Here is a 21283-nt window from a genome sequence, read left to right as displayed (position 1 = left end):
TCTCAGCCTCATCCAATCCAACCTCAACCAACCTGTCAACAACACCAACTTCCGCTACGACATCAACACCGACGGCTCCATCACCGCCGCCGACTTCGCCCTCACCCAAAGCAACGTAGGCGGTTCCGCACCGCAGTAAATTTCCCATTAATTTTCTCTTCCAATCCCAACAAAGGCCTGGATCTCCACAGTCCAAGGCCTTTTCCTTTCAAAAAAACGTATTTCTTTTCATCCTTGAGAATCCAAATCTTTGGGGGTAAATCGCCCCTCTACATGCGTCTCCAATCCATCGAACTAATCGGCTTCAAATCTTTTGCCGATAAAACCCACCTCGAGTTCCCCCGAGGAATCACAGCCATAGTCGGCCCCAACGGCTGCGGCAAAAGCAACATCCTCGACGCCATCCGATGGTGCTTAGGAGAACAATCCGCCAAAGCCCTGCGCGGCCAGTCTATGCCCGACATCATCTTTTCTGGCACCGACTCCCGCCCCGCCCACAGCCTCGCAGAAGTCTCCCTCACCTTTACTGACTGTGAGCCGACCTTGCATGGTTCGTTTCACGAAATCCGCGTCACACGCCGTCTCTTCCGAGACGGCTCATCAGAATACGAAATTAATCGCTCCCCTTGCCGCCTACGCGACATTCATCAACTCTTCATGGACACCGGCATCGGCCGAGTTGCCTACTCCATCATGGAGCAAGGCAAAATAACCCACCTCATCCAAGCCAAACCTGAAGAACGCCGCATCGTCTTTGAAGAAGCAGCCGGTATTACAAAATACAAAACCCAACGAAAGGAAGCCCTAAGAAAACTCGAGTCCACACAAGAAAACCTAGCTCGCCTAGAGATCATTATCGAAGAAGTCCGCCGTCAAATTTCCTCCTTACAACGCCAAGCCAATAAAGCCCTCCGCTATCAATCACACTACAATCTCCTCAAAGAGCTCGAGCTAAAACTCGCCCGCCGCCACTACCAACAGCTCTCCGACACCATCAGCTCCTTACAAGACCTCATCCTCAAAAACACCCAAAAACAAAACGAACTCCACCGCCACCTCTCAGATCTCGAATCCGAGCTCGCATCACTTCGCCTTTCTCTTCAAAATACACAGACCCATCACCGCGAGCTCTCACACCTCCACTCCGCAGCCATCGCACGTGCCGAACAGGCCACACAACGTCACCACCTCTTCTCCCAGCGCCACTCCGAAGCTCTCTCCTGGAAAGAACGCACCACATCTGAGATCGCAGCCATTGAGGAGAAAATTCACAACCTTCATAACTCGATAAACTCCCTTCGCCAACAAGAAGCCTCTCTCCTCGGCCACCTCCAATCTGCCAGCCACCAAACCCAACTCGAAAACCAACACCTCTCCGATATCCAAAATCAACTCCGCACTGCTCACACCCAAAAACAAAAACTCAACCAAGAAATCCTCCGCACCTCCCAGGACATAGACCAATTTCGTAGGGAGCTCGCCCGCCTCGAAGCCCTCCATCATACAACCCGTCTCCGCCTCGAATCCCTCCGCAATCAACAATCCCAACTCGAGCTCCAATTCCAAGAGCTCGACCTTCAACGCCGTAACCACTCCGATCGCCTCACCCTTGCCCATCAACGCGTCCAAGAAGCCGAAGCCTCCCTACAAGCCGCTTCAGAAACCGAACGCCGTCAATTCCACACCCTCCAATCCCTCGAAGCACAAACTCGCACACTCCAACAAAATTTGAAAAATAAAGAAGGCCAACTCTCCGCCTACCTCACACTCGAATCCAGTCATTCCGAAACCTCACCCATCGCCCAAGAAATCCTCAAAGCACACAAAGAAGGCCGCCTCCCCTTCCCAATCCTAGGCACATTAAGCGACTACATCCACGTCCACCCCGGCTCAGAAAAACCCATCGCCACATTACTAGGTCACGCCCTACACGCACTACTCATTGAAAATTCAACAGCGCTCGAAACCCTCCGCAACAACTTCAGCCTCTCAGAAAAAACCCATCTCATCCTCGCACTCATCCATGAAATCCCCTCCACCCCTCCCCCATCACCTCTACCCGACACTGCCGCCCTTCACCTCGTCCAAACCGACCCCCAAGCCCCTCCCCCAGTCACTCAACTAATCCATCGATTACTCCACCACGCCCATGTCGCCCGTGACCTCGCACATGCCCAAGAAATCAAAAAACAACACCCCAACGCCCTCATCGCCCTCCAAGATGGCTCCGTCCTCATTGATAGCACAGGCCTTGTCCATTTCGGCGCAGACAAAGGACAGGCCGCCCTCACAGTCCTCATCCGCCGCAACGAAATCCGTCGCCTCGAACTCGAAATCGCCGAAGAACGCAAAACCCTCTCCGAGCTCGACGCCTCCCTCATCAACGCCCGCGCCCTCCACACACAAGCTCAACACAACCTAGAGCTTGCCCGCACCACACTCCAAGAAGCTCGCCTCCACCATGCCCAAGCCCAAGCCGACCACGATAACGCCCAATCCGACGTCGAAGAAATCTCCCGACGCCGCGACGACTACAACCGCGAAATCTCCCACCTCCTCTCCCAACAACAAACCCACCACCAACAAGAACAATCCCTCCAAACCCAACTCCAAGAAGCCACCCAGGCCCTCAAACAATCCCAAGACGCCCTCCAAAATTTAGAACAACAAATCCTCCAACTCACAGAAACCGAAACCCAAGCCCGCGACCGCCTCTCCGCTGCCCTCATCCAGCAACAATCCCTCGAGCAACAACACCTCTCCCTCAAAAACCAAATCCACACTGCCCACCAACGCCTAGAAGAGCTACAAACCCTCCTCCACACCCGACATTCCGAAACCAAAGATCACGACGCAACCATCCAAGAAGCCTCCCAAGCCATACAAGAAGCCGAACGCGACCTTACCCAAGCCCAACATCACGCACAACAATACCACACACAAATCCAAGACATCACCCAAAAGCTTCACACACTCCAGAACGAAATCTCTACCCGTGAACAACAACAACTCCGCCTTCGAAACGAACTCGAATCCCTTCAACACAACCAACACCAACACGAAATCCAACTCGCCGAAGCCCGCATCCACCTCCAAAACCATCGAGAAAAAATACTCACCACCTACCAAACCCCCCTCGACGAGCTCACCCCTCTTTCCGAAGAAGAACTCAACACCACACCCTGGAGCGAAATTCAAACCCAAGTCCAAGACCTAAAACAAAAAATTCAAGCCATCGGCGCCGTCAACCCCGAAGCCATCACCGAATTCCAAGAACTCCAAGACCGCTACAACTTCCTCACCGCCCAACAACAAGACCTCCTCAAATCCAAACAACAACTCCTCCAAACCATATCAGAAATCAACCTCACCACCCAAAAACTCTTCACAGAAACCTTCGAAAAAATTCGCACCCACTTCCAATCCCTCTTCCAACAACTCTTCAACGGCGGCAAAGCCCACCTAGAACTACTCCAACACGAAGACCCCCTCGAATCCGGCATCGAAATCATAGCACGACCCCCCGGCAAAAAACCTCAATCCATCACCCTCCTCTCCGGCGGCGAGCAAACCCTCACCGCCCTAGCCCTCCTCTTCGCCCTCTACAAAGTCAAACCCAGCCCCTTCTGCGTCCTCGACGAAATGGATGCCCCCCTCGATGAATCCAACATCGACCGCTTCATCGCCATCCTCAAAAACTTCACCGAGCACTCCCAATTCATAGTCATCACACACAACAAACGCACCATTCAAGCCGCAGACGTCGTCTACGGCGTCACCATGCACGAGCGCGGCATCTCGCGCATCCTCTCCCTCAAGATACACACAGAAAATCCACACCCCGCCCCCTCCCCACCCCACGAAGCCACACCTCGTCGCACAACACCCACTGACCCCCTGCTCTCTTCACCAAACTAAAACCCTCAACCCAACACAAATCCCACAAAACTCAATCACAAACCCACTGAACCCTAAACACCCAGCCTTCCAACTCCCCACATCCCCCCCTTTAACGCCACACCAGGCAGCCTTCTAACCAGCCAGCCTTCTAACCCCCAACAACCACTCCAACACTCCAAAAAAACAACAACACAAACAACCCACCCACACCCGCAGAAAAACTCAAATCGGCACATCAGGCGACACCGGAATAGCCCTAGGAATAATCGGATACGGCAACCCAAGAAAACGCGTCATCGTCGTAAAAGTAAACTCCAAATCCATCAACTCATCCAACAACGGCTCAACAGCTTCAGCAGTCTGCTCATGAATATCATGCAAAAGAATAATCGACCCCGGCTCCGTCTTCGACACAACCGTATTAATAATCTTCGAAACCCCAGGACGCCGCCAATCTTGCGGATCGACATTCCAAAAGGCAATCCCAAGATACCGCGACAAAGCAATCGGACCCTGATTCCGCCGAAACGCCCCATAAGGCGGCCGAAACCAATGCGGAGAGACCCGAAGCTGATCCTCAATAATATCCTGGCAACGCGCAATCTCGTAATACACCCGTTGAGAATTATATTGCGAAAGCGGAACGTGATTCAGCGTATGATTGCCAACTTCATGGCCAGCCGCCACCACCTCTCTCCCCAGAGACGGCGCCGCCTGCACCCGACGCCCAATCATAAAAAATGTCGCCTGGATATTCCGCCTCTCAAGCGCACGCAAAATCACATCGGTCACCCCAGGACATGGCCCATCATCAAACGTCAAGGCAATACGCCGACCATAGCCCGGACCACTATTAACAAAAAACGGCTCCAACCCCTCAGGAACCTCAAGCAGAGACGCGCCCTTTTTAGCAAGAGGCTTAGTTGACCGAGCCAAAGAATCCCTCCAAGGGAAAAGGGTCGCACCTAAAACAGCCGCAACAGTCGCTTTGACCCACTCCCGACGCGTCATAAAACTACCCTATTACACAAAATCCTACAAAGCAAGAAAATAAAGACGCCGGGGAAGAACCTCGCTTAGAAAAAATCCGTCGCCCAAGACCCACAATCAGGCAGGAATCTTGCCAATAGGCTCTCGCAACGGAGGCTGAGCAGTCGCATCGACTTGCCCCTTGTAATAACTCATTCGAAGGAATGAAAGAACAGCCTCCCTTGTCTCGAGCCCATCTGGAGAAGTAGCTTTGATCGGAATGTAATACGTCCCATCAGGAAATGTGAAATGATAACGAAATGTCCCATCAGGATTCATCGTGATCTCTTTCCCCTCGATCTGCAGACGCGCCCGCGGATCAGTGCCTCCATAAATAATCAACTCAGCATTTACATGCATGAAAAACTGACGCGGACCACTGCGAAAAGCCGAATGATAGGTCTCACTACTTGGACTCGTCGGCCAAGAACCAGAGGTCGGAAGGCCTGCCCACTGCATTCTCGGGCGATGCGTCACCTCCTGAATCACATCTGAGCCCATACGGATATGACGGATCAACACCGCTCCCATCGCTGACCAATCGCCCTCCCAACGCCCCGTCCCAGGAATAGCCCCTGGATAAGGGAACGGCAATTCTCCACCCTCCTCTTGAATGCGTGCCAAGATCTCGAGAAGCTCTTCCCCTTCCCGACCCCGACCAGCCAAAATCTGCCAAAGCTCTTGAAAACTAATGTGAAAGGGAAGAGTCACAAAACGCGCCTCAGTGTTCGGACTCATCGTATCCCTTGGAGCATAAGCAATCCCAGATCGCGTGATTGCCTGAAAGCTGCCGTCGTGCCGATAGGAGCCAATCTCAGCGTAAAACGATCGCCCCGGTGCGTTGGCGTAAATATACCAGTTTTTAACGTGCTCGAAAATGTGAATCTGTTGAGCTAAAGTCCCGTCTTGAAAATAAATTTGCAAGAAGACCTTTCCATCGTGGGCTTGTTGTTGGACTTCGCGAAATTGTTCCGATGAAAGATCCCAATATGCATACAGCCAATGCGGATCCCGCGCAACTAAATAAAGCGTGCGGCTTCCGTAAGTATGCGGCAATTCACCAAGATACTCATACGCAGGAGTAGGATGAAACTCAGGTCTTTCTTGAGTGAGGACAAATTTAGCGACATTCGGATCACCTTCAATTGGCGACGCTTCAAGACTGATATCGTCGAGTTCTGCTAAAACTGGCTCATTCGGAGATGGTCCTGATACGGGAGGGACTTGAGATTTATCAGCAGATTTCTTGCCGTTAGCACCATTTGTAGTTTTTGATAGCTTAGATGCTGAACGGCGCGATGAAGTTGTCTTGTTGCCTTCGGATTTCTTAGGATCTTGTTTCATACGCAAGGGTTTAGTAATAACTGTCAAAATTCCAAGCAGAAATTTACTGATACCAGAAACCCCGCGTAAACAGCTTCGAAATGGTCCGGCATTTGTATCTACACATCCCGTTTTGTGCAAAAGTATGTCCTTACTGCAATTTTTATGTGCACGGAGGCAGCCGCCAAAAACACATTAAGTTCGTGGAAGCTCTCTGCAGGGAAATAGAATTAACCTATCAAATCTACCCAGGAGAGGCGGAAACGGTCTTTCTTGGCGGAGGAACCCCATCGCTCCTGTCAGTGGATTTATTCCACAAAATTGCCCATACCCTTCGGAAAACTTATTTACAATCAGGAAGTCTCCAGGAGTTCACCATCGAAGTGAACCCAGCAACAGTCACCCCATCAAAGGCTTTAGCTTGGTTTGATGCAGGCGTTAATCGTATCTCTCTGGGAGTGCAATCTCTGAATGCGCAGGAGCTCAAACTTTTGGGACGACAACATAAACCTGAAGACGTTCAAAAGACCATTCGGATTTTAAGAGAAATAGGATTTACTAACGTAAACTTTGATCTCATTTTTGGCTTACCTGGCCAGGATACACAAGCATGGCAGTATTCTCTTACACAAGCCGTGGAACTTCAACCCGAGCACATTTCAGCTTATGCTCTCACCTACGAAGAAGACACGCCGTTTTTTGAGGCTTTAAAAACAGGAACTTTTACGCGCAGCGAAGCTTTAGAAGCGGAGCTTTTTCAGTTGACCTATCAAATCCTGTCCGAAAGCGGCTACAGACCCTATGAGATATCCAACTTTAGCATCCAAGGATACGAATCCATGCATAATCAAGCTTATTGGAATGGATGTGATTATCTAGGCTTCGGCCCAAGCGCAGTTTCCACCATACGGAATAAACGTTGGAAAAACATACCCTCGACTGATAGCTACATCGAAAAGCTTACAAGCCCATCTGTAGCTTCAGACTTAAATGAACTAAAGGTAGATATTGAAGTCCTAAACCATGATACACTCAGAAAAGAAAAAATTCTTTTGGGGCTGCGCACTCGAAACGGGCTTAACATAAATGATCCCACACTCCACATTCATGAAAAGCAGCTAGAAATGCTGCTTCAAGAAAAACTTATAGATGTGACTCCCGATAAAAGAATTATTCTGACGCCTCAAGGCCGCTTAGTAGCTGATGCCGTTGCCCTAGCTTTAATTTGAGACGCCCCCAAATTTCGCTCATAATTAACTAATCCATACGGAAAAGCTTCCTTCAGCTCTATTTCGAAGGTTCCCCATCGAAATTTAACCCGAGCATAGAGAGGTATCCGCCTCTTATCATCAGTTAACCACATCCGCACGTTCCCCCGGACTTTGCCATCACTATCCGGCTCAGGTTCTCCATATAGACACCACAATCGCTGTTTAGGCCACCCTGCAACACTCTCTACAACACGCTTTTCAAAATATATCCATCCATTCTTTATCTTGCCTCTCTCATACACACACACTCTCCGCTTTCCCGCACGCTCCCAGTCAGCAAGGCGTGTCCCATACAACACCGATCCCAAATCATGCAAAATTTCATGCTTAAAACGAAACATCCGTTTTTCGCCTGTAGTCTGATTCAGAAAGACCCCGACTTTCTTCCAGTAATCTACTGTGCTACTAGTTCGCCGCACGCGGCGATTCTCGTTCCGATCTTCAAAATAACCCATCGACCGCCAATATCCTTTTTCCGTTATCGAAACAAAGCGGGAATTCACAGGATAAAACGCATCAACTAACCCAACAGTCTTCAGATTGAGACTAAATTTCCAACGATCCCCCAAATCCTCCGCCTTAAATAATGCCTCAGCCGCCTTCACTAAACCCCACTTCACATCATAAATAAGCACCTCACCATTCACCCAAGGCACATGCGCATTGCTCAAAGCACGCTGTGCCTGAACCCAAGTGATGCAAAAACAGAAAAACATCCCGCACATTCCCCACCGCAAAAACATTGATCCAAGAGGCATTCGCATTTTTCCAAAACTCAATCTACCTCCAGCGTTTCACGTCCCTGTGCTCCTCCACAGCCACCACTGCATTATTTACAAACTCAACTATTCGCTCTCCCACCGCTTCCTTCTCATAATAGGTCTCAATCACAGGAATTCCATAAGGATTCAATACCGTCCGAGTTTTTAAAACGCGTTCGTAAATCACATATACCCACACATCAATTCGCTTCGGATCTTCACCCGTCTCTCGTCGAAACGAAACCCGATCCGGCTTGCCCAGACTTAACCGCACTTCCTCCATCGTCATCCCTTCAACAACCTGCTTCGCCGCAATAGCCGCCTCCACTTCAACTCGCCGCTTTTCTATTGCCATCGCAGCCTCAATCACCTCGCGATTTAATTTTGGCATCGCTTCCCCTTTTACCCACCCCTCCACCTTGCGATCAGGCGTTTCAGCTCGCACTAAATAAACTCCTTTCCCGCGAGCCTGCTCCGCACTCTCCTTAGCTTGCCTCACCACCTCATCTAAATACGCCACCTCAACTGCCACAATTTCCACTCGCGTCTCCACCGGCAACACCGCCAATAAATTTCGCAAATCCCTAGACATATAGACTGCCAAAGGTTGATTGAGAATCACAGCAGGTCGAATCTCCGGATCCACAGTATCCACATACAACATTCCTTGCTCCCGCATAGCCACTACCACGTCATCCGCTGCCGCAGCCTTTTCACTCGGATTCCATCCCAGGCACATCACGAGGCTTATAAAAAATACTCTACAAAAACCTCTCCTCACACCTTTCCCCTCAACCACAAACTCATACTCGCGCAAACGTCGCCCCTTCCCCCTCCCAGAGCCCCTTATCCTTGTTCTCATCGTGCATTCCTCCTGCCTCTAAGTTCTCCTAAATTCTCCTCTAGCTCGATTCTAACACGCCCCTCAGCGCTTGCCAAACCTCCTCTAACGCGCTCGGATGAACGCGCGTCGCTCCAACTGTCGTCATAAAGTTGGCATCATTCCTCCAACGTGGCACCAGATGAATGTGCAAATGTTCCTCTATTCCCGCGCCAGCGGCCGACCCTAAATTGATACCGATATTAAAGCCATCCGGCTGATATACTCTCTGAATCGCTCCCTTGATCCGCAACATCAACCGCGTCAGATCCGACCACTCCGCCTCGCTCAGATCTTCGATCTGCGCCACCTTGCGATAAGGCACTACCAACGTATGCGCTGTGTTGTAAGGATAACGATTCAAAACCCCATAGCCCGCACGCGACCGACTCAACACAAAATGTTCCCGATCATCCAACGATTGCCCAATTACCGCAAACGTATCGGACAAATTATCTTCACGTCCCTTCTCCACATACTGCCGACGCCATGGTGCCCAGAGATGCTCCATACAGTTTACTTTGACACCCTTTCAGCTTTCCACAAGATACACTTTAAATAGACCTCCCCTTATGTCCCGCCCCCGATCCTCCTCATCCAAGATCTACTTCTTTGCAGGAAGCGATCACGGCAAAGTCCAACAAGCCGCTCAACATTTCTTCGATCAACTGAAAATCGACGACCCCATGAATGTCGAGATCCTCGATGGCCGAATCCTGAGCAAAAGCGGCGAAGAAGCTGTTGAAGTCCTAAAAAAAACGCAAGAAAGCATCCTTACACGATCTTTCTTCGGTGGCGAAAAAGTCGTCTGGCTCAAAAATGTCAATTTCATGGATGATAGCCCACTTGCCCGCTACGAAAGCGTCCAAACAGCTCTAGACCACTTTGTCGATTTCCTAAGCAAAGCCTCCCTCGACGAAGTCACGCTCATCATCAGCGCGCTAGGCGTTGACAAACGCCGATCCGCTTACAAACACCTCTCCACACTCGCCACTACTGAAATCCATGACGAGCCCGACCCAAGAAAACTCAGCCGTTTCGAAATCCAAAAGTTGATCTCCGACATCCTCCAAGAAAAAGGCCTCCAAGCAAGCGAAGAAGTCTGCGAGTATCTCTTTATTGCCCTCGGCATAGATACTCACGCCCTCCAATCCGCTGCCGAAAAACTCCTCCTCTACATCGGCCCACACCGCCACCAAGTAACCCTCGCCGATGCCCGTGAAATGGTCTTCGGCCAACGCGAAGCCGTAGTCTGGGACTTCTGCAACGCCGTGCTCGCTAAACGTCAAGCTGATGCCCTCGATCTTCTCCGCCAACTCCTCCTGCAAAAAGAATCCGACATCGGCATCCTCATCATCCTCGCTCAACAGCTCCGCACCGTCACCCTCTGTGCAGCTTTACTCGAGGAAAAACTGATGCGCCTCATCCCTAAAGGCGATTTCGCCCAAGCTATACTCGAACCACAAGCCGAAATTTATCTACCCAAAAAAAAATCCGGTGAGACCATCAGCCCCTTCCAACTCGGATCTGCAGCCCGTCACGCCAAAAGGCAACCACTACGCCGATGGGTCGAATCGCTCGAGCGCCTCTACGAAACCTATCTCCAAATGCTCCGAGGCACTATAGACAAGGAAGAAGCCCTACAGCTCCTCGTCATCGAGCTATGTGCCTGATAACGCCGAAGACCGGCTACACCTCAAAAGCTCAACCAAATGCGCAACAATCTTCCTCGTTATGCTCTCCAAAGCTTGCCGATACGGATTAAATCCAAAATGAGCCAGTTGAGCACGTGCCTGTGCAAATAAATTCTCAAGCACCATCACGGCATCACTCATCGCATCAGAATTCAACACCCTCTCCGAAAGCCTCTGCTTCTCACGTCGCGAGCCATGCAAGATCGTGCCAAAGATTCGCTGATGCTCCCCTTCCCCGACACGCTGCAACATCAACAACAACGGAAGAGTAATTTTCCCCTCCTCTATATCCGTCCCCGCAGTTTTCCCTGTCGCATTCTCGACGTGAAAAAAATCCAAACAATCATCATACACCTGATAAGCTACCCCAAACGTCTGCCCAAACTGCCGCATCGCAAACCGCTGCTCAGCAGTGCAGCCGTGAAGCACTGCTGATAGCTCCGCACAAATTCGAAAAAGCGCAGCCGTTTTCATCCCGATAATCTTGTAGTATTGATCCAAATCCAAATTTAAATCAAATTGCCTTTGTGTTTGTAAAATCTCACCTGAACAAACCTCATTAGCAGCAGAAGCAATTTCACGCGCCGCTTCCGGAGGAAGATCCGCACAAGATTTCAGTGCATGCGCAAAAAGACAGTCTCCTAAAAGCACAGCAATCTCTGCCCCCCACCGTTTATAAGCTGTCAACACTCCACGCCGCAACTCCGCATGATCCATCACATCATCGTGCACCAAAGATGCCAGATGGATCAACTCCACTATCATCGCCAACTTTATGTGAGCAGGACTTATCCCCCCCATCGTGCCAGCGCTAAAAAGCGTAATCGCCGGCCTTAGCCTCTTGCCTTTAGTTCTCCAAATCGAATCCAGATAACCCGCCACGGCTGGATCAAATTCCTCAGCCTGAGAGAAAATTAGCTGCTCAACCTCCTGCAAAGCTTCAGCCACAAGTAAATATTCACGAGATAAATCCAATTTAGGCTGATCGTGCGAGGATCGCTCCACCCCGTTGGGCTTTGGCGACAAAAAAATATCTATTAGTTTCACTAATACTAAATAAACTCACCAGTAAAGTATTGTCAATAGTCCTGCGATTGCAGTTTCCAGCCAGAAAATCTATGCTCACCCAGAATGAAACGCTTCGTTCTTGCCATCACCGGCGCCAGTGGAGCTCTCTACGCACAACGCCTAATAGACTTAATCCACAAAGAAGGGCACGAACTTCACGTCGTCTGCAGCCCTTATGCCTTGCAGGTCGGCCAAGAAGAGTTAGGCGGCTTCCGTTTTCCCGAAAACATCAAAAAACACAACGATCGCTCCATGCAAGCCCCCTTCGCCAGCGGCTCCACCCTCTTCGATGCCATGATCATCGCCCCCTGCACAATGGGAACGATCGGACGAATTGCTCATGGCTACGCCGATTCACTCATCACACGAGCAGCAGATGTATTCCTAAAGGAAAGAAGACGTCTAATCCTCGTCCCACGCGAAACTCCTTGGAACCTAGTGCAAGCGCGCAACATCGTGACATTACTCGAAGCTGGGGCTGACGTTATCCCTGCGATGCCTTCATTCTATGGCCATCCAAAGACCATTGAAGAACTCGTAGATACCGTCGTAGCAAGAATCCTAGACCACCTCGGCATCGAAAACGACGTCGCCAGACGTTGGCGTGATTGCCGCTCCACTAGCGAAGATTGATGGATCTAAGTCGATTCACCACTTTTTTCACCCGCTCAGCAGCCTCTTCTACATCAGCCTCAGAAGTCTCTTTTCCAAGTGAAAATCGCACCGTAGCGCCCTCAGAAGAGTAACCTAAAGCTGCCAGAACATGCGAGGGCTGCCACGTCCCCACCACACAAGCCGATCCGCTCGAAACACTCAACCCCTCAAGATCCAGCGCCATCAACAAAGTCTGCTGATCAAGATCCAAAAAAGTAACGTTCAAAGTATTAGCAATACGTTGGGTGATATGCCCGTTTCGGCGCACATTAGGCAAAAGAGCGATGTGTTGCCAGAGGCGTTCGACAAGCTCAAAGAGCCTTCTTGACTCACCCTGCATATCTGCTTCAGCCGCCTCCAAAGCCGCTGCCAAAGCCAATAGAGAAGCGGCATTTTCTGTCCCCGCTCTTCGGCCTAATTCCTGCCAGCCTCCAATTATAAGCGGCTCCAGAGGCACACCCGATCGGACGTAAAGCACACCTGTCCCGTGTGGAGCTCCAATTTTGTGACCAGAAAAAGACACAAGATCAGCGTTTTGACAGATGGCTTTGAGCGACTCGCGTCCCGCCAGTTGGACAGCATCGACATGAAACAGAATGCCATATTTTCGAGTCCACTGACCAATCCTCTCCACAGGCTGTCGCGTGCCGATTTCATTATTCGCTGCCATGACACTGATCAACAGCGGATAAGGCGGCGATACGTCCTCAATCTTTTCTGCACAAACTATCCCAGTCTGATCTACCGGGATAAAATCCGTCTTCACGGTAAACCAACGTTGCAACCACTGACACGACGCTAACACACAATGGTGCTCGATCGCAGACGTCATAACATAAAGCCGACCAACAGCAGAATTTCTCAATCTTGCTAAGACTGCACCAATAATAGCCAGGTTGTTGCTTTCTGTGCCACCGCTGGTGAAGACAATCTCATGAGGCTGGACTCCAAGGCACCGTGCTACTCGCCAACGTGCCTCATCAACCCATGCCCGAGCTATTCGCCCTTCAGCATGCATGCTGGAAGCGTTGAAAGCTGGAAAATAATTTATGTAAGAGGAAGATTGCGGAAGACGCCCCCCACACTTAGCTAGAACTGCCTCGGCAGTGGGCGAGAGCGGCGCTGTCGCATTGTAATCAAGATAAATCCGTCGCATGCGCAGAGGAGCACCTCATATTTCCCAAGTGATCGCTTCCTCACGACGTGAGCGAATCAATAGCTCCGGCGTATGAAAGGTCACTAAACTATCAGGCGGAACGCTATGCGTGAGCCAGACGTTTCCGCCTATGACTGAACGCGCACCTATGCGAGTATCTCCACCAAGAATCGTTGCTCCAGGATAAATTGTCACATCATCTTCAATAATTGGATGACGCTGCACTCCACGCAAACGTTGTCCCCCCGATGTGGAGCGCGCGCCGAGCGTAACACCATGATAAATTTTAACGCGATCGCCTATGATACAAGTCTCCCCAATCACGATTCCAGTCCCATGATCCATGAAAAAAGATGTTCCAATCCGCGCGCCGGGATGAATATCCACGCCAGTGCGCCCATGCGCCCATTCCGTCATCATTCGAGGAATGAGCGGCACCCGAAGTTCATATAGAATGTGCGCGATGCGATACACCGCCAAAGCCTCAAATCCAGGATAAGCCAAAATGACTTCCTCAATGCACGTCGCTGCCGGATCCCCATTAAAGGCAGCTTCAGCATCTTTTTGAAGAATCGGACGCAGAGAAAGCAAACGCGTAAAAAAAGCGTAAACGACCTCTGGTGTCCGCACACCCGCCACAGGAGCGAACTCAAGGCTTTTTTCAATTTCAGCACTCAGTTGTGTGACGATGGTTTTGAGTTGATTCCGGGTATATTGTGGCAATCCATCCGTGTTCTCCATGGTATCTCCCCAAAATCCCGGCATGAGAAGATGGAGCAGATTTTCCAAAATATTCGCGATACTCGCTTTTGATGGAAGATTAATGCCATCGATGTGGTTGATGCCTCCATGCTCTGCATATGAGTCCAGAAAGGCGTCTACAAGTGATTCAAGTTCCATATCTCTTCAAATTACTTAAGAATCGCAAATAGAACAATGCTCCAAAAGCGTTTGTCAGCAGTTGAATTCAAAGTATGATTAAACTATGGTCATCGCTCGCCCCAGTTTGAAATGGTATGAGAAACTCTACCTACCGGCAATCCTCACAGGGTTGCGAATCACCTTGAAGCATCTGCTCCTCCGAATTATAGGAAAAACTAAAGTAACGCTTGAATACCCAGAACAAAAATGGAGTTTACCGCCCGGTTATCGGGGCGCCCCCACCCTCGTCAAGGATGAAGAGGGACGTGAAAAGTGCGTGAGTTGCCAACTATGCGAATTTATTTGCCCCCCACGCGCAATAACCATCATTCCCGGCGAGATTCCTCACGATTCTCCCTACGCCAAAGTGGAAAAGGCTCCTAAGGAATTTTTCATCGACATGACACGCTGTATCTACTGCGGTTTTTGCGAAGAAGTCTGTCCTGAAGAGGCTATTTTTCTGAGACAGGACTACGCAATCACGGGTCTTTCAAGATCTGAGATGATCCACAACAAGGCAAAATTATACGAACTCGGCGGAGTGATGCAGCGCCCGATCAAGAAATGGGCTAATAAATAACCCCTCATCCGAACTCAGCTTCGGATAATCCATCTCTTTAGCTTCAAGCCGAGCTTTTCCTCTAGCTTGGGTAGCCAATGATGTTTTATCTGCCTGATGTGATGCGCAACGACAGAATTTGAAGCACGGATAATTAACACCGCATCTTTATCAGCATACAACTGTATCGTGGAATGGCGGTAAAGTTCCTCCCCTATGATTTCTCTCCAAGCTTTTGATATATTTGCAGAGCTTCGATCGTTGCGGTTTCGGATGCGAGTCAACAATTCATCAACTATAGCCGCTCGATACGCAGGGTATGTGGCAGCACAGGGAGTTTCACTTCGTGTTTCTTCAAAATTTTCATAGATCTCATCCAACACACGATTCGCTGATTGCGCATCCACGCCATATCTTTCACATACTTGCCTAAGACTAGACTGAGCCATGTATCTTCTCAGTAGCAACTGATAGGCGACCTCCTCGATCTCAGCATGAAGAGAAGTTGTATCGAAAGCTGTCGCCAAAGGAGTCTGTTTATACTTGGCCCGAACAGCCTCTAGAGCCTGCTGCCAAGCTAAGCAGTATTCTGAATTATTCACGATCAGAGCAGGACGGTCAGGTAACTCGCCCCCGATCAACCTTCCCCGCGATGAGGAAGGCTGCCGAGCCACTTGTTTCCTAATTCGAGACAAACCTAAAAGCCGATAGGTTTTTAATTCATCCCTTTTTGCACGAAGAACCTTTTCCACCGCAATATCACTTTGCGTATAGTTTTGGATGATCGGCGCGAAGTCGTTCAACAGCAGCTCGAGCTTCAGCTGCTGCTTGTGCGCCTTGAGGATAAAGAGTATAGACCTTCACGTAAGCCTGTAGCGCCTCGTGGAGTTTCTGTTCTCGCTCAAAAATCATTCCCTGAATTAAGTGCGCTTCAGCATAAAGAGAGGCCTTTTGATCAGAGATATTGAGAGTCGTCGAAGCCTCCTCAATCAATGGCGAGATAAGCTTAAGGGCTTCAGTAGTTTTGCCTTGTCGCACTTCACTCTTCGCAGCGCTTAGGTTAGCTTTCAGGAGAAACTGCGGTTGATTTGGATAAAGCTGACGCATCTCTTCGTAGATGGCATTAGCCTTGTCGTTTTGGTTACTCGCCTGATAAGCATCCGCAAGCAGGGCCATTGCTTCTGCTACCCAATCCACAGGTAAACCCTTAAAATCCTTAATCACATCGTTGAGTCGCTGGATCACTTCGCTCACATTATCAGCGCGAAGCTCAACGGCACTCAAATCTATCGGCGGCACCATCTCTATTTTTTCAACTTCCTTCAATAACACCGGCGCCGTCATACCCCCTGAGGTATACGTCACAGTCTGAGCGTCCCCCTTGATAATCTTGCCTTCCAACACCTGCCCACCCTTTCGCACGATTTTGTCTTGCCCATGCAACAGTAAGCTGGCAAACAACGTCGCCAAAATACAAGCCAGTCGACCAACATGATGGCTAACTTTACTACTCATGGCGGCATAGTTATCCTACTGCCCCACGCTGTCAACACCACAAGACACCCCTCTTCATAACCATATCAAAAATTTAACACAGCCCACTATGCTACTCGGAAAATTCATCGGCCAATTCAAAACCGCCATCTGGATCATTCTCATCCTGCTGGCCCTTGCACTTCTTGTTCCCACCACCATCCCCTCTTTTCATCATCTAGCGCAACCTGACCTCGGCACAATCTCAGGGAAAAAAGTAACCCTCGAAGATTTCACCAACGCCCAACAAGCTGTCGAAATCGGACTCAGACTCAACAACAACGGCGAACTGCCCCGCCACTCCCGTCTCAACGACCAAATCGCCCAAATGGCCTGGACCCGTCTCCTCCTAATTTCTGAAGCCCGCGCACTCGGCATCCAAATCCCCGACGCAGATTCACACAATCACCTCACCTCCATGCCCGCCTTCCAAAAAGATGGCAGATATGATCCACAACTCTACAAAAACTTTGTCAGCAACTTCCTAGGCTCCCTAGGCATCTCTGAAAGCAAATTCCTTCAATCTGTAAAAGACGATCTCCTCATCGAAGCCTTCAGACAAGCCCTCACCGCCGGACTCAAGCTCACCCCACAAGAAATCAACGAAGAATTCGAACGCACCCACGGACTCGTCCACCTCGAAATTATCGAAATTAAAGATTCTGACCACGCCCGCTCCATCAACCCCTCCCAAGAAGAAGTTCAAAAAGAATACAACGAAAATCCCAACAACCCCGACTACCGCACCCCTGCACAAAGAAAAATTCATGCCGTAAAATGGTCGCTCACCCCAGAGCAAAAAAAACTCCCTGACTCCGAAAAAGCCTCACTTCTCCGTGCCCTCCGCAACGAAGCATCCGACTTCGCCCTCGCTCTCATCACCCCACGCCCCAACTCCGACACCCCACCTACCATCCAAGAACTCGCCAAAGAAAAACAACTCACCCTCATCACCACATCCTTCTTCACCGAAGAACAATCCCCGAAAGAAATCCCATCCAATTTCTCCCTCGTTCGCACCGCCTTCCGACTCTCCCAAGAAAGCCCCACCTCCGACGTCATCCAAGTCAACGACGACTTCCTAGTCATCGCTCTAGCCGAAGAAAAACCTAGCACCCTACGCCCACTCAACGAAGTCAAAGACAAAGTCGTCTCCCAAATCAAACAACGCCTCGCCAGACAAAAAGCCCGCGAGCAAGCTCAAGAAATCTACAACAAACTCAATTCCGCACTCACCGAAGGCAAATCTTGGCCCGAAGCCCTCAAAAGCCTCAACCTCAAAGCTGAACCCATCAAACCTTTCGCCCCCATTCAAGAAGCCGAAATCCTCAAACATCCCATCGGCCAATCTCTCCTATCCCTCGCTTATCGCCTCAAAACTAACCAACTAAGCTCCCCTGTATCCACACCCAATGGCCAACTCATCGCCTACTTAAAAAAACGTGAACCCGCTGATCCATCCAAACTCGAAGACTTCAAAAAACAATTCACAGACACCATCCTCTCCCAAAAACAACAACAACTCCTCCAAGAATGGATCCAAAACAAACTCACCACCAAAGGCTACAGCCTACCCGCATTCCTAAGGCAAGCCCCTCCAAATCCCCTCTCTCCATCCCCCACACCAGGCGAAAACCTCACACCCCCACCTCCCACACCTGCCTCTTAACCCACAGCCATGCGCATCAAAATTTGCGGAATCACCTCCGCTCAAGATGCCCTCACATCCATCGATGCAGGTGCTGATGCACTCGGTTTTAATTTCTTCCCGCCTAGCCCCCGCTCCCTATCAATCCAAAGTGCAGCACCCTGGATTCAAACACTCCCACCGTTCATTTCACTCACCGCAATCCTTGTAAACCCAACCCACGAACAAATCACAACCATCGAAAAATATCTCCCCTTCGACCTCTGGCAACTCCACGGCCACGAATCACCCCACTTCTGCCGCGCCTTACATCCTCGGCGAGTCATCAAGGCTGTCGCCATTCATTCAGCCTCAGAAATCTCATCCACCCTAGACTATCCCGTAACCGCTCTTTTGATCGACACTCCCTCTTCCCAATACGGAGGCACTGGCAAAAAAGGCGACTGGACACTCGCCCGAGAGCTCGTGCAAAAAAGCCCCCTCCCAGTCATACTCTCCGGAGGACTTACCCCAGACAACGTCGCAGAAGCCATCGCCACCGTCCGCCCATTCGGCATAGACGTCTGCTCCGGTGTCGAATCCTCCCCAGGAAAAAAAGACCCCGCCAAACTCCGCGACTTCATCCTTGCCGCTCGTGAAGCCGCTGCCAAGTTAACGTAAATGCCCTCTCCCTCCTCGCAGAGCACTTCACCCACACGGCAAGGCTACTTCGGCCCCTACGGCGGCTCCTTTGTCCCAGAAACCCTCGTCGCACCCCTCCAAGAACTCACAGAAGCCTATCTCAACGCTCGCCAAGATCCCGCCTTCCAAGCCGAACTCAACCGCCTCCTCCACCACTACGTCGGACGTCCCACACCCCTCTATTTTGCAGAACGTCTCACCGCTCACCTCGGCGGAGCCCGAATTTATCTCAAACGAGAAGACCTTCTCCACACCGGCGCCCACAAAATCAACAACGCCCTCGGACAAGCCCTCCTTGCCGTTCGAATGGGCAAACGCCGAGTCATCGCAGAAACCGGTGCTGGCCAACACGGCGTCGCCACAGCCACAGTCGCAGCTCGCTTCGGCCTCGAATGCACCATCTACATGGGCGAAGTAGACATGCAACGCCAAGCCCTCAACGTCGCCCGCATGCGTCTCCTCGGCGCCCAAGTCATCCCCGTCTGCGTCGGCCAACGCACCCTAAAAGAAGCCGTAAATGAAGCCATGCGCGACTGGGTCACCAACGTCCGCCACACCCACTACATCCTCGGCACAGCCTATGGCGCACATCCATACCCTTCCATGGTCCGCGACTTTCACCGTGTCATCGGTGAAGAAGCCCGCGAACAAATCCTTCAGCAAACCCAGCGCCTCCCTCACACCATCACCGCTTGCGTTGGCGGTGGCTCCAACGCCATCGGCATCTTCTACGCCTTCCTCAACGACCCAAATGTCCGCCTCATCGGTGTTGAAGCCGGTGGAGAGGGCATTCTTCCCGGCCGCCACGCCGCGCGATTTCAAGGAGGTTCCCTAGGCGTTCTCCAAGGCACAAAATCTTTTGTTCTACAAGATGCTTACGGACAAATTCAGCCCACCCACTCGATTTCAGCAGGCCTCGACTACGCTGCCGTTGGCCCTGAGCACGCCTATTTACGAGACATCGGACGAGCTCATTACACCTACGCCACAGATGAAGAAGCGCTCCATGCTTTCAAAACCTTAGCCCAGACCGAAGGCATCCTCCCAGCACTAGAGTCCGCCCACGCCGTCGCTGAAGCCATCAAGATCGCTCCTCAACTCACCTCCCAAGATATCATCCTCATCAACCTCTCAGGCCGCGGTGACAAAGACGTCGATCAAGTCGCCGCGCGCTTGCTCACCTAAGCCCCACAGGCTTCCCCAAAATTTCTGATAAAATAACTGCCTTCTGTATTTCATCTTGATCTTGGAGCAACTTTTTCAAATCCACACGACCTGGACGTAAACTACCCGGATCACGCACAGAAACTTCTCCAGAAATCTTCATTGCACCCTGTAGAACCGCGTTAACCTCGCTCTCGAACTTTTTCTGTTCTAACTCCACTTGCAGAGCCGAGAGCACAGGCTTAGGTTCCTCTATCGCAGTCTCCTTCTCCAACTTCGCCGCAGGGAAACTGGCAGGCGCCTGAGATGATGCAGCAGGCGACGGTGCCTGCATCACCACAGTCGGCTTGGGCGCTGGAGCTGATGAGCTTGAAGTCTGAGAAGGCGTCGGTTGAGCCGGTGGTGGGTTAGCCCGCTCTGGACCCTCATCTGGAGCTCTAGGCGGGTCCATCCCTAGGGCTTCCCATAGTGAGTCCAGATCGAATTCATCTGCCGCATCCTCGTTCTTACCTTCAGAGAAAGTCTCAGAAGGGGCATTTCTCCTAGGAGGGGGAGGCACAGCCTGCTTCTCCGATGCATTTTTGCTCGGCTGCTTCCTATTCTTCTGGTTTGCCATGCTAGCAAACAACTGAAGAAGAATCAGCGTGAGCAAGATTATCAGCTCTGCCCAACCACTGGTATTCGCCAGGATATACATAACACTACCCTACAGAGTTTTCGTTAAGTGACAAAAACTTATCGCCTGGCCTCACCCCTCTTTTGCATTCCCCACTGCGCTTTTTTCCGAAGACCATGCAAGACGCGGCTCAGACTCAAGCAACGTCGCCAAATTCGGCCAATGCACTTCATCAATCTCGTAAAACGCCCGCAGATAAATCTTCACATCCTCAGCGTCAAAATCTCTCAAAAGCTTTTCCACTCCCTCCGCCAACACCTCCGCTGCAGGCTGTCCATCAGGAAACTCCGTTGCAATGCCCGACTCATGCTCGATCCCAAGATGCGTAAGCCAAGCCGAAAGCATCGGTCGATGCCGCTCCATCA

General features: G+C 50.8%; 20 protein-coding genes. 8 read left to right on the top strand and 12 right to left on the bottom strand.

Features of this window, described 5'->3' with window-relative positions; genetic code table 11:
- Nucleotides 1–234 precede the first annotated feature (234 nt).
- Nucleotides 235–3918, top strand: a complete 3684-nt coding sequence (gene smc, locus NZM04_10345) for a chromosome segregation protein SMC (GenBank protein MCS7064414.1) — start codon at nucleotides 235–237, stop codon at nucleotides 3916–3918.
- A gap of 204 nt (nucleotides 3919–4122) precedes the next feature.
- On the opposite strand, the gene NZM04_10340 is transcribed toward smc, so the two are convergent.
- The gene (locus NZM04_10340) at nucleotides 4123–4911 is read right to left on the bottom strand and encodes a polysaccharide deacetylase family protein (GenBank protein ID MCS7064413.1); all 789 of its coding nucleotides are present in this window, start codon (nucleotides 4909–4911) and stop codon (nucleotides 4123–4125) included.
- Between the two features lie 96 nt (nucleotides 4912–5007).
- Nucleotides 5008–6273, bottom strand: coding sequence for a DUF4912 domain-containing protein (locus NZM04_10335; GenBank protein ID MCS7064412.1), 1266 nt, complete (start codon nucleotides 6271–6273; stop codon nucleotides 5008–5010).
- A gap of 80 nt (nucleotides 6274–6353) precedes the next feature.
- On the opposite strand from NZM04_10335, the gene hemW reads away from it, so the two are divergent.
- The gene (hemW, locus tag NZM04_10330; protein ID MCS7064411.1) at nucleotides 6354–7481 is read left to right on the top strand and encodes a radical SAM family heme chaperone HemW; all 1128 of its coding nucleotides are present in this window, start codon (nucleotides 6354–6356) and stop codon (nucleotides 7479–7481) included.
- Here hemW and NZM04_10325 read toward each other — a convergent pair.
- The 3 genes from NZM04_10325 to NZM04_10315 form a co-directional block, all read right to left on the bottom strand.
- Nucleotides 7436–8281, bottom strand: coding sequence for a DUF3108 domain-containing protein (locus tag NZM04_10325; protein MCS7064410.1), 846 nt, complete (start codon nucleotides 8279–8281; stop codon nucleotides 7436–7438). The genes hemW and NZM04_10325 overlap by 46 nt on opposite strands.
- Nucleotides 8282–8303: 22 nt before the next feature.
- Nucleotides 8304–9026, bottom strand: coding sequence for a hypothetical protein (locus NZM04_10320; protein MCS7064409.1), 723 nt, complete (start codon nucleotides 9024–9026; stop codon nucleotides 8304–8306).
- A 160-nt stretch (nucleotides 9027–9186) separates the two neighbouring features.
- The gene (locus NZM04_10315) at nucleotides 9187–9675 is read right to left on the bottom strand and encodes an HIT domain-containing protein (protein MCS7064408.1); all 489 of its coding nucleotides are present in this window, start codon (nucleotides 9673–9675) and stop codon (nucleotides 9187–9189) included.
- Nucleotides 9676–9736: 61 nt separating this feature from the next.
- Between NZM04_10315 and holA the strand changes: the two genes are divergently transcribed.
- On the top strand, nucleotides 9737–10837 hold the full coding sequence (holA, locus tag NZM04_10310) for a DNA polymerase III subunit delta (protein MCS7064407.1): 1101 nt from the start codon (nucleotides 9737–9739) through the stop codon (nucleotides 10835–10837).
- Here holA and NZM04_10305 read toward each other — a convergent pair.
- On the bottom strand, nucleotides 10826–11884 hold the full coding sequence (locus NZM04_10305; GenBank protein MCS7064406.1) for a polyprenyl synthetase family protein: 1059 nt from the start codon (nucleotides 11882–11884) through the stop codon (nucleotides 10826–10828). The genes holA and NZM04_10305 overlap by 12 nt on opposite strands.
- Nucleotides 11885–11989: 105 nt before the next feature.
- Here NZM04_10305 and NZM04_10300 point away from each other — a divergent pair, with 105 nt between their 5' ends.
- On the top strand, nucleotides 11990–12559 hold the full coding sequence (locus tag NZM04_10300) for a UbiX family flavin prenyltransferase (GenBank protein MCS7064405.1): 570 nt from the start codon (nucleotides 11990–11992) through the stop codon (nucleotides 12557–12559).
- On the opposite strand, the gene NZM04_10295 is transcribed toward NZM04_10300, so the two are convergent.
- Both NZM04_10295 and NZM04_10290 read right to left on the bottom strand, forming a co-directional pair.
- The gene (locus tag NZM04_10295; GenBank protein MCS7064404.1) at nucleotides 12546–13736 is read right to left on the bottom strand and encodes a cysteine desulfurase; all 1191 of its coding nucleotides are present in this window, start codon (nucleotides 13734–13736) and stop codon (nucleotides 12546–12548) included. The two genes, NZM04_10300 and NZM04_10295, sit on opposite strands and share 14 nt — an antisense overlap.
- A gap of 15 nt (nucleotides 13737–13751) precedes the next feature.
- On the bottom strand, nucleotides 13752–14636 hold the full coding sequence (locus NZM04_10290) for a serine O-acetyltransferase (GenBank protein MCS7064403.1): 885 nt from the start codon (nucleotides 14634–14636) through the stop codon (nucleotides 13752–13754).
- A gap of 85 nt (nucleotides 14637–14721) precedes the next feature.
- Here NZM04_10290 and NZM04_10285 point away from each other — a divergent pair, with 85 nt between their 5' ends.
- Complete coding sequence (locus tag NZM04_10285; protein MCS7064402.1) at nucleotides 14722–15237, top strand: NADH-quinone oxidoreductase subunit I; 516 nt, start codon at nucleotides 14722–14724, stop codon at nucleotides 15235–15237.
- Nucleotides 15238–15251: 14 nt separating this feature from the next.
- Here the strand turns inward: NZM04_10285 and NZM04_10280 are convergent, their stop codons facing one another.
- The gene (locus tag NZM04_10280) at nucleotides 15252–16019 is read right to left on the bottom strand and encodes a DUF721 domain-containing protein (protein MCS7064401.1); all 768 of its coding nucleotides are present in this window, start codon (nucleotides 16017–16019) and stop codon (nucleotides 15252–15254) included.
- Nucleotides 15976–16731: a tetratricopeptide repeat protein gene (locus NZM04_10275; protein MCS7064400.1), complete on the bottom strand. Its 756-nt coding sequence runs from the start codon at nucleotides 16729–16731 to the stop codon at nucleotides 15976–15978. The genes NZM04_10280 and NZM04_10275 overlap by 44 nt, the downstream gene beginning before the upstream one ends.
- A gap of 88 nt (nucleotides 16732–16819) precedes the next feature.
- Here NZM04_10275 and NZM04_10270 point away from each other — a divergent pair, with 88 nt between their 5' ends.
- Genes NZM04_10270 through trpB form a run of 3 tightly spaced genes read left to right on the top strand, consistent with a single transcriptional unit; the run spans nucleotide 16820 to nucleotide 20263 of the window.
- A complete protein-coding gene (locus tag NZM04_10270; GenBank protein ID MCS7064399.1) occupies nucleotides 16820–18418 on the top strand; it encodes a SurA N-terminal domain-containing protein in 1599 nt (532 codons plus the stop codon).
- Between the two features lie 9 nt (nucleotides 18419–18427).
- Nucleotides 18428–19057: a phosphoribosylanthranilate isomerase gene (locus tag NZM04_10265; protein MCS7064398.1), complete on the top strand. Its 630-nt coding sequence runs from the start codon at nucleotides 18428–18430 to the stop codon at nucleotides 19055–19057.
- Complete coding sequence (gene trpB, locus NZM04_10260; protein MCS7064397.1) at nucleotides 19058–20263, top strand: tryptophan synthase subunit beta; 1206 nt, start codon at nucleotides 19058–19060, stop codon at nucleotides 20261–20263.
- Here the strand turns inward: trpB and NZM04_10255 are convergent.
- A complete protein-coding gene (locus NZM04_10255; protein MCS7064396.1) occupies nucleotides 20256–20858 on the bottom strand; it encodes a hypothetical protein in 603 nt (200 codons plus the stop codon). The genes trpB and NZM04_10255 overlap by 8 nt on opposite strands.
- A gap of 132 nt (nucleotides 20859–20990) precedes the next feature.
- Nucleotides 20991–21283 (bottom strand): hypothetical protein (locus NZM04_10250; GenBank protein MCS7064395.1); only part of this gene is annotated, 293 nt, incomplete at its 5' end.

Source organism: Candidatus Methylacidiphilales bacterium (genome assembly GCA_025056655.1).
In the GTDB taxonomy this organism is placed as follows: Bacteria; Verrucomicrobiota; Verrucomicrobiia; order Methylacidiphilales; family JANWVL01; genus JANWVL01.
This window is presented reverse-complemented; position numbering and strand designations above follow the sequence as displayed.

Bases quoted from the DNA above. Each gene is read 5' to 3' on its own strand.
- NZM04_10340 (MCS7064413.1), bottom strand. From the start codon at position 4,911: ATGACGCGTCGGGAGTGGGTCAAAGCGACTGTTGCGGCTGTTTTAGGT.
- NZM04_10335 (MCS7064412.1), bottom strand. From the start codon at position 6,273: ATGAAACAAGATCCTAAGAAATCCGAAGGCAACAAGACAACTTCATCG.
- hemW (MCS7064411.1), top strand. From the start codon at position 6,354: ATGGTCCGGCATTTGTATCTACACATCCCGTTTTGTGCAAAAGTATGT.
- NZM04_10325 (MCS7064410.1), bottom strand. From the start codon at position 8,281: ATGCCTCTTGGATCAATGTTTTTGCGGTGGGGAATGTGCGGGATGTTT.
- NZM04_10315 (MCS7064408.1), bottom strand. From the start codon at position 9,675: ATGGAGCATCTCTGGGCACCATGGCGTCGGCAGTATGTGGAGAAGGGA.
- holA (MCS7064407.1), top strand. From the start codon at position 9,737: ATGTCCCGCCCCCGATCCTCCTCATCCAAGATCTACTTCTTTGCAGGA.
- NZM04_10300 (MCS7064405.1), top strand. From the start codon at position 11,990: ATGAAACGCTTCGTTCTTGCCATCACCGGCGCCAGTGGAGCTCTCTAC.
- NZM04_10295 (MCS7064404.1), bottom strand. From the start codon at position 13,736: ATGCGACGGATTTATCTTGATTACAATGCGACAGCGCCGCTCTCGCCC.
- NZM04_10290 (MCS7064403.1), bottom strand. From the start codon at position 14,636: ATGGAACTTGAATCACTTGTAGACGCCTTTCTGGACTCATATGCAGAG.
- NZM04_10285 (MCS7064402.1), top strand. From the start codon at position 14,722: ATGGTCATCGCTCGCCCCAGTTTGAAATGGTATGAGAAACTCTACCTA.
- NZM04_10275 (MCS7064400.1), bottom strand. From the start codon at position 16,731: ATGAGTAGTAAAGTTAGCCATCATGTTGGTCGACTGGCTTGTATTTTG.
- NZM04_10270 (MCS7064399.1), top strand. From the start codon at position 16,820: ATGCTACTCGGAAAATTCATCGGCCAATTCAAAACCGCCATCTGGATC.
- NZM04_10265 (MCS7064398.1), top strand. From the start codon at position 18,428: ATGCGCATCAAAATTTGCGGAATCACCTCCGCTCAAGATGCCCTCACA.
- trpB (MCS7064397.1), top strand. From the start codon at position 19,058: ATGCCCTCTCCCTCCTCGCAGAGCACTTCACCCACACGGCAAGGCTAC.
- NZM04_10255 (MCS7064396.1), bottom strand. From the start codon at position 20,858: ATGGCAAACCAGAAGAATAGGAAGCAGCCGAGCAAAAATGCATCGGAG.